Here is a 14,012-nt window from a genome sequence, read left to right on the forward strand (position 1 = left end):
AATTTAATTACTCTTTTATTATTTCAAACTATCTCTATATAAACTCGATGTCAAGTCCAAGATGGGCTCTAATTTGTTCTTCTGTAAAACTACTAGGTATTGCTATACATGCCAGATTTCTAGGGCGAGATAGAGCAACATATAACATTCTTTGCTTTTCGTTTGGTAAATGTTTTGGCTTTGTGAAATCCTGTAAGGAAAAATTCGCTCCTTTACTATCCTTACTTAATATTATCATAATTGAGTCAAAAGTCATCCCTTTTACTTTATGTATTGTTGAAATCGGGTAGGGTAAATCAACAGAAGGATAAAGCAAATCCTGCAAATTTTGCGAAAGATATTTTTTTCCTTTTTGCTTTAATTCTAAATCTACATCTCTATCAAATTTTGTCTTAATATATTCAGTGCAATTTATTGTCCAATCTGCTATTGTATCATCTATTGACGGTAATCCTGAGATAAAATCAAAAAAGAAAATATTAAGGTCTATGTTTTCTTTCAGTCTATTGACCTCATCATTTTTCGCTTTGTGATCAGTAGCTTCATTGGTAATTTCTACAAAAAATTTTCTTAATATATCAATGCAGATTTTAGTTTTTCCTGCTTTGAAATTTAGCTGAGCATCGATTAACATTTTCGATAAACCATTTTTCCATGGAGCTTCGGATATAGCTTTGGCACCAAACAATTCTAAGTGTGTACTTCCACGTACGAGGATGTAATTTTCTTTACCTTCTTTAACTATTGAGCTATACTTTTCAATCAAGGTAGATAAATTATTGTCTTCATATCGAATTACTTTTATGTTATGGTTGGTTTCGTGATGTTCCGAAGCAATAACCAATGACTCCTTAGAATTTCTAAATAAGCTATATGCATTTATAATTTTTTGGGAAGAGCGTCGGCAATTATTAAATCTTAATGCTTGCCAGTTTAATGAATCTTCAAATCTGCTCATAAATAATTTGGGTTGCGCTTCGCGAAATTCATATAGACTCTGGTAGGGGTCACCAACGAGTTCAAAGTTTTTTAATCCTGCCTCTAAGAGTTTGTCAAAAATCTTATACTGTAAGGCTGATGTGTCTTGAGCTTCATCTACAATAATATAGGGGAAACGCATCACTAAACTTTTCGCAATTTGAGGGAATTTTTCTAAAAGTTTGTATGCAAAATATGTTGAGTCATCATTATTGAGATAACCATTGTCAAATTGCCATTCCTTAAATTTTCTTGAATACTTAGTAAATTCTGTTGGATCAACTATTGAACTATTAGGTCTACTTCCATTCCAGCTAATTGTTCCATCAAACTCAAGTTTCAATTTTGATGGAGGATATGAAACGGACAAAGGTTGTCCTTTTTTATTTTTAAACCAGCCAAGATGCATATTATCTAGAAAGTTGACTGTATTTAAGATCGTCGGACGACGTGAGCTAACATTGAATAGATAATAGAACGGTAAAGTAATATATTGATTTATAAAACTATCTATTGTCGAATTAAGATGAGGGTATGTAAGTCTTCTATTTGAAATGTTTTCAAACTTGTTTAAAATTTCTTCTTTGGCGACGTTTGTGAAAGAGAGACATGCTACACCAGAATAATTGTCATGAGCTCTTATACATTCCTCTGTTAATTTGGTTAGCTTATACGCTATAGCACTTGTTTTACCGCTGCCTGGACACGCATTAAGGATTATTCGACCCCTTGCTTCAAGATATGGTCGATTATCATCAGTTATCTCAAATATCATTTTTCTTTAGTAACATATTTTATCGCCTTTAATATATATTCCGGTACATGGAAAATGATAGAATTTCCGTTCTGTATCTCCGTTTCTAAAGCATATGAAAAATCTTGAGCAAAAACAGCTTTTTGAGGTAATGCTTTCCATACTAAAATTGCTAGCTTCTGTCTATCAACCAATGAAAGTTGTTCATAGGGTAGAGTGTTTAAGTATTTTTCAATTATCAGATATTTATCTGTAACATTTAATGAAAGATATTGAATTAGAAAATTTTTTGAAAAATCCGCCTTACGTACTTCTATATTGGCTAATGAAATTTCATACTCTAATGTTTTAAATGCGAGTAATAGTTTAATATTGGTTCCTGATTGTATAACCGAAGATATATTTTTATGACGATTGTTAGGGCTAGAATTATATAAGCCGTTATGGAAGTCATTTAACGCTTTAAAGTTCTTTACAGTTAAATTTCTAAAAGTTCTGTCTTGTTTTGCATAGCGATCATCATCAGTAATCACTGCTGATGGGTGTCCTAATTTTTTTTCGGGGTTAGATGAATTAAAGAGATGTAAAAAGGCATAAAAAGATACGCCCTCAACACTTATTAATTCTATTCGACGATCTTCAAGATTTAAGTTAACATAGTCAGCAAAAACCCTAATCAATAATTTTTCAGATATGCCCTCAATAAATAAAATTCCACGAGCAAAAAATAGTTGACTCTTAGTCACATCGAGATAACGTTCTAGTTGTTTTTTTCTCAGTAAGAAGTCGTCGCTGGTCATTACCCTTTTTTTAACCGATTGCTCGACAATGTTTTCAATATCTCTATCTCGAAAACAGTTACTTATATTTATTGCACTGTCTTTTAGAATAATTAAATTGTCCAACTTAGCTTTTGACGTTAAAGTTGGTGAATGCGAGGTAATAAATAGTTGACAGTTATTTGGCGCGCTTGCAGATCTTAAGAAATTATAAAGGTTGAGTTGCAATTGGGGATGAAGATGTGCTTCGGGTTCTTCTATTAACAAGGTGAAATGTTGATTTGGATTGTCCGAGATCCTTTCTTTGATATCCCCCAAGATAATGGCAATATATATCAAATTATTAAATCCTAAACTATTTTGCCAAAGATTAAAACCTTCATCAATTAATGAGCTTTTATCATGAGGTAAATATGGTTTAATCACATTGACAATGCTTTCAATTCTTGACGATTCTTCTATTCTTAATCCAATCGAGTTGTCATTCGAAATTTTAAAAATTTCATTTAGATGTATATTGATACTTTGTCTAGTATTTTTTACTTCTGGTCTACTTAACAGGCTGGAATTGGCTGTTTGAATTATTTCTTTGAAATGTTCTTCGGAACTCGCTCGTTCAACTAATCGTTTAATTACTGACCCAAGCATATTAGTTTTGACGTTTAATAAATCTGTAGTACTGTCACGTAAAGCGCCTAAATAGTAATGTTGAAAGATGTCAAAAGTTCCTTGGTCCGCCTTTTGTTCTTCCGTGGCTCCAGTGAAATAAGAAAATTTTGGATAACTCTTGTTTTGTAGCTCATAAATTAATGTTATTTGCGCAAGCTCCTCTAAAGAATTAGATGGACTTATAACCAAATATTCATAAAGCGCTCCTTTTTCGGCTGATGAGAGTCCTTTAAAAATATATTGGAGTTCAATTCTTTTACTTTGGCTGGATGTTTTGGTATCGAAGAAAAAATCTTCGTGATTAACATATAATTCCCTTTTATGATTTCCTAAGCTATACATTAATCTGATAGCATCTATAACGGCGGTTTTATGGCATCCATTCTCCCCAATGATAATATTTAATTTTGGATCAAAACTTATAGAGAGCGAGGAGATCCCTTTGTAATTTTTTATATTTATCGTTGCGAGATACATAAAAGTTACTTTAATTTTAATTTACGGATATATTTTGTATTAAAACCTTATTTCATAAAATCCATGTCTTCGAAACTCTATTTTTTTAATCTAATTATTTTTTTGATTTAAATGGGAATTTCTAACTATATCATTAAATATTCTGAAAAAAGATTAAAAATAAAGCGCTCTAATTAAATTAGAGCGCTTGGCTAAATGCTAGTTATCTAACCGGCAATACTAATCTAAGGATAATAATTTATATTGCCAAATCATTTTAAAATATCAGAATTTATTTTAGATCAACCTCAATAATCTGTTTTCCGAGATCAGTTAGTATATACTCAGAAACAATGTTTCCCTCTAAATTTTTCATATGTAAACTCAATAAGCCGGCTTCAACGCATGCTTTGATCGATGCAACTAATTTAGAACTTCTACGTTTGAGACCTATTAATTCTAATATCTCAGTTTCACTTTTCGCCTCTACACAAAAAGGAAGAATCGAGGCTATTCGTTCTATGTCTTTTTGCGTAATCTCATATGTTGTTATTAGGCCTTTATCGTTCAGTACTCTTGAAAAATTATTGATTATCTGTTCAGAATAAGTAAACTCCTCCTGTAATTGAAGCTTGCCATATAGTTCTTGTTGCATTTTGCAGGCATCTTCATTGATAGCTAACGAAATGAGCTGTAATTCATAACATCTCAAGAAATTATTACTGTTATAACAGAGCCGATTTAGTCTAGTAATACTTATTCCAACCTTTCTACATACTTCAGACTTATTTACAGAGCGTTTTGCAAGATATTCTCCGAATGGTGTTAATTGCTTTTTCTGTTTAGTGTTTTTTTGCATTTTGAGAGATATTGGTTTATCTCAAAAGTATTTCTACAATTATTTTTTATACATTTTGTTTTATTATTGATACATAATGTATAAATTTGTGGTAATTAGTTTCCCTTCTGGGAACGATGTGAAAAGATAAGGATGTTTTATCCGAAGATCTTGTGGAGAAAAGTAGGACATTCGAACACAAGGAGTAGGAAAGACCTTTGTCTTATGCTATCTTTGCATAGTCATAAGACTTGGTCACCCTGCTTGCTCTGTGTTCGGCCGTCGAAAGACGGTGGCTGTCCTACGCCTTCTCGGCAGAGCAAGCAATAGGGTGATCTATTATAATTCTATTGTTTCTGCCAGTTTCTCCTCAAAGAAATAAACAATAGAATTATGACAAAAAAACAAACCACAAAAAACATCTTTAAGTCTCCCGAGTAGCTCGGTGCGATTCGGCCAGCAATGATCTGGTCACATCAGCTATGGAATTCGAGATGCCCAATTATATACCGAGTCATACCCATTCAAAAAAGAATTCTAGCTATCCCAATTAACCAATTTTATTACAAATTGGCTTATGGCCTGAAAAAGTAGCTGATTCAGTCGGACTGGGATAGCTATGCCCTAAGCTTGCGATTAAAAATTAAAAAAATGAGATCTAATTATGCTCACTTAATCCTATTGGATTTGGTGATTTGTGAGACACATCGATCAGGATATGATCCTGTTAAGAATGTTCAAGATTTTTGGGATAAGTATCTCTTAAGCGCAATTCAAGACTATATTGTTGTTTTACACTCAGATACGAGTGATAAGGAAAAGGGTAATCAACAATTGACAGAATTCTCAGTTGATCTTCTCCGTATATTGATAGCCTATTTTATGATTCACACGACTCAATTGGATCTTGGTAAGGTATCTATTTCACTAGAGGTAAACAAAGAAGCGATAGATACTTCTAAAGCAATCTCCGATTTCTTTAATCGTGTACCCCCATCCAATACCAACTCCTAAAATGATGAAAAAATTAAAACTACAATCCAATAGCAGCGCACTACTATATATTCAAATACTAAAAATTACGGTACTTGTGATCTTATACCTTCTAGTTTCTATGTTTAGTTTATCGGCTCAGACGCCCCGCAAGGACAGCGGGGCCGATGGGCTTTCAAGCAAATATCTCAAAATAGGCGATACCATCCCTCAGGCCCTTTGGGATTTGAAACTTGATGTCGTAGGACACCCGGCTGGAGCAAAGCAGATGACACTGCGTGATTATGGTAGTAAAAAGTTAATCATCCTTGATTTCTGGGCCACTTGGTGCTCGAGCTGTATAGCTGCGTTTCCAGGCCTTTATAGGTTGCAGAATGATCTTGGTGATCAGGTAAAAGTACTTTCAGTTACTTATCAGGATCGTGCAGCGATCGGAAAATTCATCAATAAAAGTGAATTTATTCGGTCGCAGGGGCTGAAAAACACATTTTCCTCTGTCGTAAGTGATAAGCTGTTGACCAAATATTTTGAGAAGAGTGGTATCCCATTCACAGTATGTATTGATAATAGGGGGGTAGTACGCTCTTTGTCGGAGCCCAGTGAGCTGAATGCTCCTGCGCTGCGGCAAATGATCCGGGATACTAATGCTGTACCGGTAGCAGCCCAGGTCATCGAATTTAAGAGACCGCTGCTTGGCCCATATTATGATAATAAAATCCACAATTATTATTACAGTACACTTTTGCCTTACGGTAGGGGAATTTCCCAGGCTTCTGTGTTTAATGTGGATTCCCTACAGGGTTATAAACAATTGGTCGTACCTAATCTCAATGTTTTTAAGCAATATGCAGTCGCCCTTCAGTATAGCTCGAATTATAGTCCGGGTATAGCCAGGGTTCCTTCCAGATGTATATTGGAAGTGAGTGATCCCGATAGTATAGTCAATAAGCTGAGCACTATTCAGCATTTTTGGGAGTATACCTACGAGTCTGTGAGCCCGATCACTTATGAGGATAAAGCGATTTATAGGAAAATGGAACGTGACCTTAATTTCTATCTGGGCATGACAGCATCATATCAGAAGCGGAATGTAAACTGCCTGGTGATACGTGTTGCAGACCCTAGGAAGCTGATCATAAACAAGGAATCCACTCAATCTCCAAAAGTGATCTTAAATGGCTTGGTGGAGAGTGACGGCACTGCAAACGGAAAATTTTTGCAAAAAGCGGAGAATGATTACAAGCAGGTAAAAAACGCCATTATAGGTATTGCGGTCAAGCATATCCCCAACCTTTTCAACCGAAGGAAGATTGCCACATTGCCGTTTATGATTGATGAGACGGGGCTCAGCGATCAGGTCAGTATCACATTGCCGGATAATATCAATGACCTGGAGCAATTAAAACAAGCATTTGCTGCCCGGGGAATGACCTTGTCGCTTGAAAACCGAGATCTGGTCATGCTGGTACTTAGAGAAGATGGATATCGGGGCGACAGCACTGTACTGCAACTGACAGAGCAGGGTTATGTCACAGTTCAGGGAAAGGAGGGGGCACGATGAAAAGTTTTCTGCTCATAATAATCAGCTGTGTCCTTACCTACTTAAAAACATGGGCGCAGGGAGAAGTCATCCGAATTCAAGATACTGATACAAGATTACCGCTAGCTGCTGTGTCAATAAAAGACTGTGGCGGCAAGCTGCTGGGTGCTACAGATGCACAAGGGGAGCTGTCCATCAAAGGAGAGGTCACCTGTCTTACTTTTCACAGGCTGGGTTATTTACCTGATACCCTGTCTTTGGAACTTTTAAAGCAATACAAATGGTTAGTGTACCTAAGTCCTAAAGTGAATGAGCTGGAAGAGGTACAGGTCTCAACGGGTTATCAGACCGTTCCAAAAGAACGGGCAACAGGTGCTTTTGATGTGATCGCGCAGAAGGAACTCGATAGACAGATAGGCACGAATATCCTAGGTAGGCTCGATGGCTTAAGTAATGCGATATTATTTGAAAAGCGAGGGAATGCGCAGAATGATTTTATGGTCAGAGGGCTGAGTACTGTTACAGCTGCGATCAAGGGACCGCTGATCGTGGTAGACAATTTCCCCTACGAAGGCGATATCAATGATATCAATCCAAATGACGTCGAAAATATTACGGTACTCAAAGATGCTGCAGCTACCTCTATCTGGGGAGCCAAAGCGGGGAATGGGGTAGTAGTCATTACGCTAAAAAGAGGAAAATTTAATGTGCCGATACGCCTTTCGGTGACCAGCAATTTATCCGTAGTCAGTAAAGAAGATCCTTACTATCGTTCACAGGTTGACAATATGACCTATATCAATACAGAGCGTTTTTTATTCGATCAGGGCTATTACAACAATCTGCTCAATAACCGGAACAATTATCCAGTAATCAGTCCCGTCGTGGAGCTGCTAAATGATCACCGCAATAATTTCATAGATGATGCGTCTCTTAATGCGAAGCTTAATTCAATTGCTCAGGGTGATCTGCGGGGAGACATCTCAAGATACCTCCGTCAAAAAGGAATCAACCAGCAGTATAATATGCAGCTGAGTAGCGGAAACGAGAAGCTGGCATCCATATGGTCGCTGGGCTTTGATCAGGTACGAAGCAATATCGTAGGAAATGGCAATAGCCGTTTTACGCTGCGCACGCAACAGACGTGGCGACCGGTACCACGACTGTTGCTGACCGGTGGCTTACAATTCAATGCGAATAAAACCTCAGACAATGGAATTACTTCCGTTCGGATCGGAAGCGTTGGTGCAGCATATCCTTATACACGTCTAGTAGACACGGAGGGGAATCCAAACCGTGTGGAACAGAACTATAGAAGTCGGTTTCTGGATACATTGGGTACAGGTAAACTCTTGGACTGGTCTTATTATCCGTTGGTGGATCAGAGGCTTTTGGATAAAGTCAATAATTCAAATGTGCTCAAATTTGACTTTGCGGCACAATATGAATGGGGTAAAGGACTTCGCTCGGAGTGGCGGTATCAATATTTTACGTCAAATGGACTCGACCAGGACCGCATGGATCGGAATTCATTTTATGTACGGGACCTGGTCAATAAATACACGCAATTGAAGGGAAATTTACCCGAACGTCCCATTCCACTGGGTGATATCATGGATCGAACTTCGAGCCGGCAATATGGACACAATGTAAGGGCGCAGCTTTCTTACGATAAGCAGGCTCACCTCGGAGATATCAACATGCTGGTTGGTATGGAGATTAGGGATAATAGAGGACTTGGGAATACCTATCGGCAATATGGTTATGACCCGGATCTTGAAATATCCCAGCCTGTTGATTATGGAAACATTTATGATTATTATGCCGGGCTGGGAAGGGGGCGGATTTGGTATAATTTCAATAATGAACGTAATGTCGACCGTTTTGTATCTGTCTATTTTAACGGCTCGTATAATCTATTAAAGAAATATACAATTTCTGCAAGTGCCCGCCGGGATGCGTCCAACTTATTTGGGGTGAATACCAATAATAGATGGAAACCGCTCTGGTCAGTCGGTGGTCTTTGGAATATTGACCGGGAAAGTTTTTATAGCTGGACATGGATGCCGCGCCTTTCTCTGCGGGCTACCTATGGAAAAAGCGGAAATGTCAATAATACCATTCCTGCCCAGACGACTATAACATACAGTTCCGGCGCGAGCTCATTGGGAGGGTTTACCAACGCTTATGTGAATAATCCTCCCAATCCTGATCTGCGTTGGGAAAACGTGAGCCAACTAAATAGCGCATTGGATTTTGCAGCTTTCAAGAATCGTATAACGGGATCGTTTTCTTATTTCAGAAAAAATGCAACAGATTTAATTGCTATTGTCAATGTGGACCCGACCCTAGGTGTCGATTTGCTCAATAGAAATGCAGCGAGTTTGCGAACACAGGGCTGGGAACTCCAGCTCAATTCCCTGAATATTGATGCGGCTCTGAAGTGGCGAACAAGCCTTTTGCTTTCATCTAATAAAACAAAGATTACCAAGTATAGCTATAAATCGAATGTGATCGCCAATTTGGTGGCTTCGGGACAAAACCTGTCGCCAATAGAGGGGTACTCAGCTTATAATCTCGTCAGTTATCGCTTTATGGGGCTCACTTCGGATACTGGCAGTCCACAATTTAGCGTGGGCGGTGAGCCTTATATGAACTATGCGAACCTAAAATCAAAGGTAACGCTCGAAGACCTGGTATTTCATGGTCAGGCAGTACCGGAGCAGTTTGGCAACCTAAGGAATATTTTTACTTATGGAGCCTGGGAGCTAGGTGTAAACATTGCCTATCGCTTCAACTATTTTTTCAGAAGGGAATCGGTCAACTATTCGTCTCTGTCATCCAATACGCCGCTGCATAGTGATTATTACAAACGCTGGCAAAAATCGGGGGACGAAGCCGCGACCAATGTGCCTGCATTTATCTATCCGTTGAACTCGAATAGGGATCAGTTTTACACCAATTCGGATATCCTGGTCGAAAAGGGGGATAACATTGCGCTTCAGGATGTAAGTTTGAGTTATTCGATTCCTGCCAAGTCGACTTATTTTAAACGTATTTCACTGCAGGCCTATGCCCGTAATCTTGGTATTATATGGAAAGCGACAATGACGGACCTGGACCCCAATGGCATCACGATACGCATTCCAGCACAATTTTCCTTAGGTCTTAACGCTCAATTTTAAAATTATGAACAGATATTTAACTTGGCTGATCTTAGGCTGCATGTTGGTAGCTACGGCTGGATGTAATAAATTTTTGGAGGAGAAATCCAAGACCTCTTTGGCAATTCCCAAAACGGTCAAAGACTTGCAGGCTCTAATGGACTATGAACTGTATACCATTCGTAGTTTTCCCGTTGGGATGGATGTGGCCGCTGACTATTATTTCATGAATGATAATGATGTGAAAAGCCTAGGGAGCGAGCTCAGCGACATATACTTATTGAACAATAAAGAGACGAAACTTTCTGACTGGTCTGAAAGTTATAAAAAGATTATGTATGCCAATATTGTCCTTGACAATATTGACAGGGCCGCGCTTGATGGATTAACGGTTGCAGATAAAAACTTGACAAAAGGAACGGCATTGTTTCATCGCAGCTGGAATTTCTTTTGGCTTGTACAGCAGTTTTCACCTGCTTATGACGGTGGTACAGCAAAGCTTGAACTAGGGATACCACTTCGTAATACATCGGATATCAATGTCAGTTTCCAGCGGGCCACCTTAGAACAAACATTTGTACAGATCATCAGCGATCTGAAAGAAGCAATTTCATTGCTTCCCGATTTGCCGCTCAAAAAAACAAGACCTTCCAAAGCTGCGGTCTACGCTCTTTTGGCAAGGACACTGCTCTATATGGGGAATTTGGATGAAGCTTTAAAGTACGCGACCCTTTGCCTGCAGATCCAACCTGATCTGATCAACTATAATCTTATCCCGCCGAATGCTGCGACACCTTTTGAACTCATGAATAGCGAAGTGATCTTCCACTGTAGCTTGGCCGCTTCAGACAAAATATTTGGTGGAACAAAATCTTATGTTGACACGCTATTGTTCGAAAGTTACCCTGAGGGCGATCTGAGGAAATCACTATACTTTAAAAAGAGTACAAATGGATTCTTTAATTTCAAGGGAAGCTATGGCGGACCAACAGGAACGGCTGAGTTTGCGGGCCTGGCCACAGATGAAATTTATCTGATAAAAGCGGAATGTGAAGCGAGATCAAATAAGTTGCTTGATGCAAACAATACCATGACGGATTTATTGAAAGTACGCTTTGAATCAGGTAAGCTACCTATCATACCCAAAGATAAATCTGGACTGACCAATTTTATATTGGGTGAACGTGAAAAAGAACTGGCTTTTCGATTTGGGATCAGATGGGCTGATATTAAGCGATTGAATAAGCTTTATGATGCTGGCATAAGCATAAAACGGATTGTCGATGGAAAAGAGTATGTGCTGGAGCCGAATGATAAACGTTTTGCCATGTGGATTCCGCCAACGATTATTGTCGAAGGCGATCTGCTGCAAAATCCATAGTAAGAGGAGAGGGCAAAATGCCCTCTCTTTTCTTAATCGCCCCTATTCACCTCGATAAAATACATGTGATGTCGGCACTCCACTATTGATTTCAGCTTCCAATTGTGGAGTCATTTGTGGTTTGCCAGCATTATTTTCAGCTTTGATGCCACAAAAAACATCATCCTCCGGACATAAATCTGCGATATCGCCCGAATACGATTGATAGTTGTTAGGATCAGTCAAATCTCCTGTAGGATCAATAACTTCCCATGATTGTTCGGCAGTACTAGCTGCTTTTTTACTCATTTCATTGGCGTGTCCAACATAGACACCCATTCCTAAGATTGCTCCCAAAATTGGAACAAATAATTTTACTCTTTTCATGTTGATAATATTTTAATGTTTATAAATACAGATCATTGGTTTCTAATTATTCCAAATCTTGTCCCGGTGACTTGCCTTAGGTTATGCTTATGATATATCTGAATTGTCGCAATCCCGAGCGAAGATCTAGATCAGTTATTGACCAGTGTCCTGTTGGTTGAACTCCCGTCAGAGTTCACTATGCATAGTTTTTTTAATCTCCTTTTTAATTTATACTCCATCAAGAATGCTGGAGAGCCTAGTAATGTAATGCCCAGATTGAAAAAGAAATGCTGCTTCCAGCTCATCTTTTCAAATACTTTACCGCAGGCACAGGGAACATAACCATAGATTTCGATGAAAGCTAAATATGCATAAACTGTATATGCTGTCATCAGCAAAATAGCAAGTCCCAATCCCCAAAATCTTAATTTGGGAATACATAACAATGCTACTGTTCCCAGTTCCAGTATCGGCAATAGATAACTTAAAATGGCTGTTGACCAGTCAGGAAGAGGCTGCTTATTCAGCTGACTTACAAAAACCAAATGATTAAACACTTTACCTAGCCCTGTCACGAAAAACAATAAGATAAACATCACTAATGCAAATAGGATGTAGACTTCTATAAATGTTTCCCATCTATTTCTTCGGGTATTATTTGGCGCTCTAGCTTCTGCCCCAATCCCATCGTTTTGATTGTATTTTTCGTGTTGTTTCATCTTTTGTTTTGTTCAATCTCTTACTACCTTTTATTAGGCTAAATTACAATGATAAAAGGCCGAGCGTTAAGCAGAAAACAAGCTGTCGATTGGTAGAAAATAGGGTTGGCTAGGAGGGCGGTTCTTGAAGATCATTTTTAGACGATGGGTCATTGCCCACATTTTCCTGCTGTTGCTTAAAGGTCAGTGGAGTAAGTCCAGTCTGGTTTTTGATAAATTTATGAAGCTCATTGATACTGCTGAAGCCACATTCCTCAGCAGTGGTAGCTAATTTTTCATTGCCCACAATAATGGAAGCAATATAGTCCAGGAGCAACTGATTGCGGTAGTCATGAAATGTATAAGCATACTGTTTTTTATGTTCTTCGTTGATACGATCTCTGGACTTTAAAAGCACTGCGGCAACATCCGATAACCTGACTTTAGCCCCTTGATGCAAAATCATAATCTGTAATAAATTACGTGCTTGGTCAATCAGTTGTTCCTCACCATCCTCGCTTATCTTAAACCTGCTCAGCTGGATCAGAAAGATCAGGTGCTTTAAGAGCATATATTCATTATCAAGAATGTGGGGATTGATCTTGCTAAAAAGTAATTGCAATTGACGCTTGGTCACCTCGCCTACACGAAATGTAACACTTTTATCCGATCGGATGGACTGCTCCTTTTTGGCATTGACGAGATGTTGTAAAAAATTAAAATGCCGGTTGGCAGGTGGTCTGAACAGCCCTGCATCTAATATAAAACCGACTAAGATATGATGACCTTGTGGTAAGCTAACCTTATATTCGCCTTTGGCCAGATAGAGATAAGCGCCTTGCCCTTCGATAAAATCCATCACAAAATTATCGATGTCGTGATGCTGTCGGATCGGCTTGCTGCTTTGTAGTGAATAGCTAAGATGTAGGTCACCCAATGTAATGTACACTGGGATAGTTGCTTCTTTTTCTATCCAAAACTCATAGTAATAGAGATAGCCATAGCGACCGTCAAAGGTCTGTTCGCTGATGCAATTGTCGGGCGATATCCAATGCCGCTCTTGAGCGTGGCGAATGGGATAACTCAATTCATACTTTTGCAGCTCGACGAGCTGATATTCCTCGGGTAGGTTAAAGTCATAACTTCTTTCCATAAAATGATCGGTTTTAACATACGTTTTCTTAACTGTTTGGTTTACTGTTGGTAATGGCCTGAATCATAGATTCTAATAAAAACAGGGAATACGACCAAAAAAAACTGTGCATGGTACTGGAGAGCTGTTGAACCGGTTGTGAGATACGGTGGAATTTGACGGTTAGCCAAATTTAGGATTCACAGGTTCGCAGCACCTATGCATCCAAAAATGATCCTTAACTCTTGCATTTCTGCCAAATTAGCCAAGTGATCACCTCGC

General features: G+C 38.5%; 10 protein-coding genes. 4 read left to right on the top strand and 6 right to left on the bottom strand.

The genetic code is table 11. The features are described 5' to 3' along the window. Window positions 1-34: 34 nt before the first annotated feature. The 3 genes from BWD42_RS11695 to BWD42_RS24725 form a co-directional block, all read right to left on the bottom strand. Entirely contained in the window at window positions 35-1,753 is a 1,719-nt protein-coding gene (locus BWD42_RS11695) for an ATP-dependent helicase (protein WP_077436480.1), read from the bottom strand. Beyond that, window positions 1,750-3,657 carry an ATP-dependent nuclease gene (locus BWD42_RS11700; RefSeq protein WP_077436482.1) on the bottom strand — a complete coding sequence of 636 codons (1,908 nt, stop codon included), beginning with the start codon at window positions 3,655-3,657 and terminating at the stop codon, window positions 1,750-1,752. The genes BWD42_RS11695 and BWD42_RS11700 overlap by 4 nt, the downstream gene beginning before the upstream one ends. Before the next feature lie 271 nt (window positions 3,658-3,928). Then, window positions 3,929-4,495: a hypothetical protein gene (locus BWD42_RS24725; RefSeq protein WP_175992038.1), complete on the bottom strand. Its 567-nt coding sequence runs from the start codon at window positions 4,493-4,495 to the stop codon at window positions 3,929-3,931. Window positions 4,496-5,125: 630 nt separating this feature from the next. Between BWD42_RS24725 and BWD42_RS11710 the strand changes: the two genes are divergently transcribed. From BWD42_RS11710 to BWD42_RS11725, 4 genes are read left to right on the top strand one after another with little or no spacing between them, the layout of a single operon-like run. Next, the gene (locus BWD42_RS11710; RefSeq protein WP_077436484.1) at window positions 5,126-5,488 is read left to right on the top strand and encodes a hypothetical protein; all 363 of its coding nucleotides are present in this window, start codon (window positions 5,126-5,128) and stop codon (window positions 5,486-5,488) included. 1 nt (window position 5,489) lies between these two features. Next, entirely contained in the window at window positions 5,490-7,028 is a 1,539-nt protein-coding gene (locus tag BWD42_RS11715) for a TlpA family protein disulfide reductase (RefSeq protein WP_077436486.1), read from the top strand. Beyond that, a complete protein-coding gene (locus tag BWD42_RS11720; protein ID WP_077436488.1) occupies window positions 7,025-10,192 on the top strand; it encodes a SusC/RagA family TonB-linked outer membrane protein in 3,168 nt (1,055 codons plus the stop codon). Before BWD42_RS11715 ends, BWD42_RS11720 begins: the two co-directional genes overlap by 4 nt. A 4-nt stretch (window positions 10,193-10,196) precedes the next feature. Then, window positions 10,197-11,552 (top strand): RagB/SusD family nutrient uptake outer membrane protein, encoded by a 1,356-nt coding sequence (locus BWD42_RS11725; RefSeq protein ID WP_077436490.1) that lies wholly within the window; start codon window positions 10,197-10,199, stop codon window positions 11,550-11,552. Between the two features lie 42 nt (window positions 11,553-11,594). On the opposite strand, the gene BWD42_RS11730 is transcribed toward BWD42_RS11725, so the two are convergent. The 3 genes from BWD42_RS11730 to BWD42_RS11740 all read right to left on the bottom strand — a co-directional run bounded on the left by BWD42_RS11730 (window position 11,595) and on the right by BWD42_RS11740 (window position 13,751). Further along, a complete protein-coding gene (locus BWD42_RS11730; RefSeq protein ID WP_077436492.1) occupies window positions 11,595-11,918 on the bottom strand; it encodes a hypothetical protein in 324 nt (107 codons plus the stop codon). Between the two features lie 131 nt (window positions 11,919-12,049). Continuing rightward, window positions 12,050-12,619 (bottom strand): MauE/DoxX family redox-associated membrane protein, encoded by a 570-nt coding sequence (locus BWD42_RS11735; RefSeq protein WP_077436493.1) that lies wholly within the window; start codon window positions 12,617-12,619, stop codon window positions 12,050-12,052. Window positions 12,620-12,728: 109 nt separating this feature from the next. After that, on the bottom strand, window positions 12,729-13,751 hold the full coding sequence (locus BWD42_RS11740) for a helix-turn-helix domain-containing protein (protein WP_077436495.1): 1,023 nt from the start codon (window positions 13,749-13,751) through the stop codon (window positions 12,729-12,731). Window positions 13,752-14,012: the final 261 nt, after the last annotated feature.

This window comes from Sphingobacterium sp. CZ-UAM (assembly GCF_002000245.1).
In the GTDB taxonomy this organism is placed as follows: Bacteria; Bacteroidota; Bacteroidia; order Sphingobacteriales; family Sphingobacteriaceae; genus Sphingobacterium.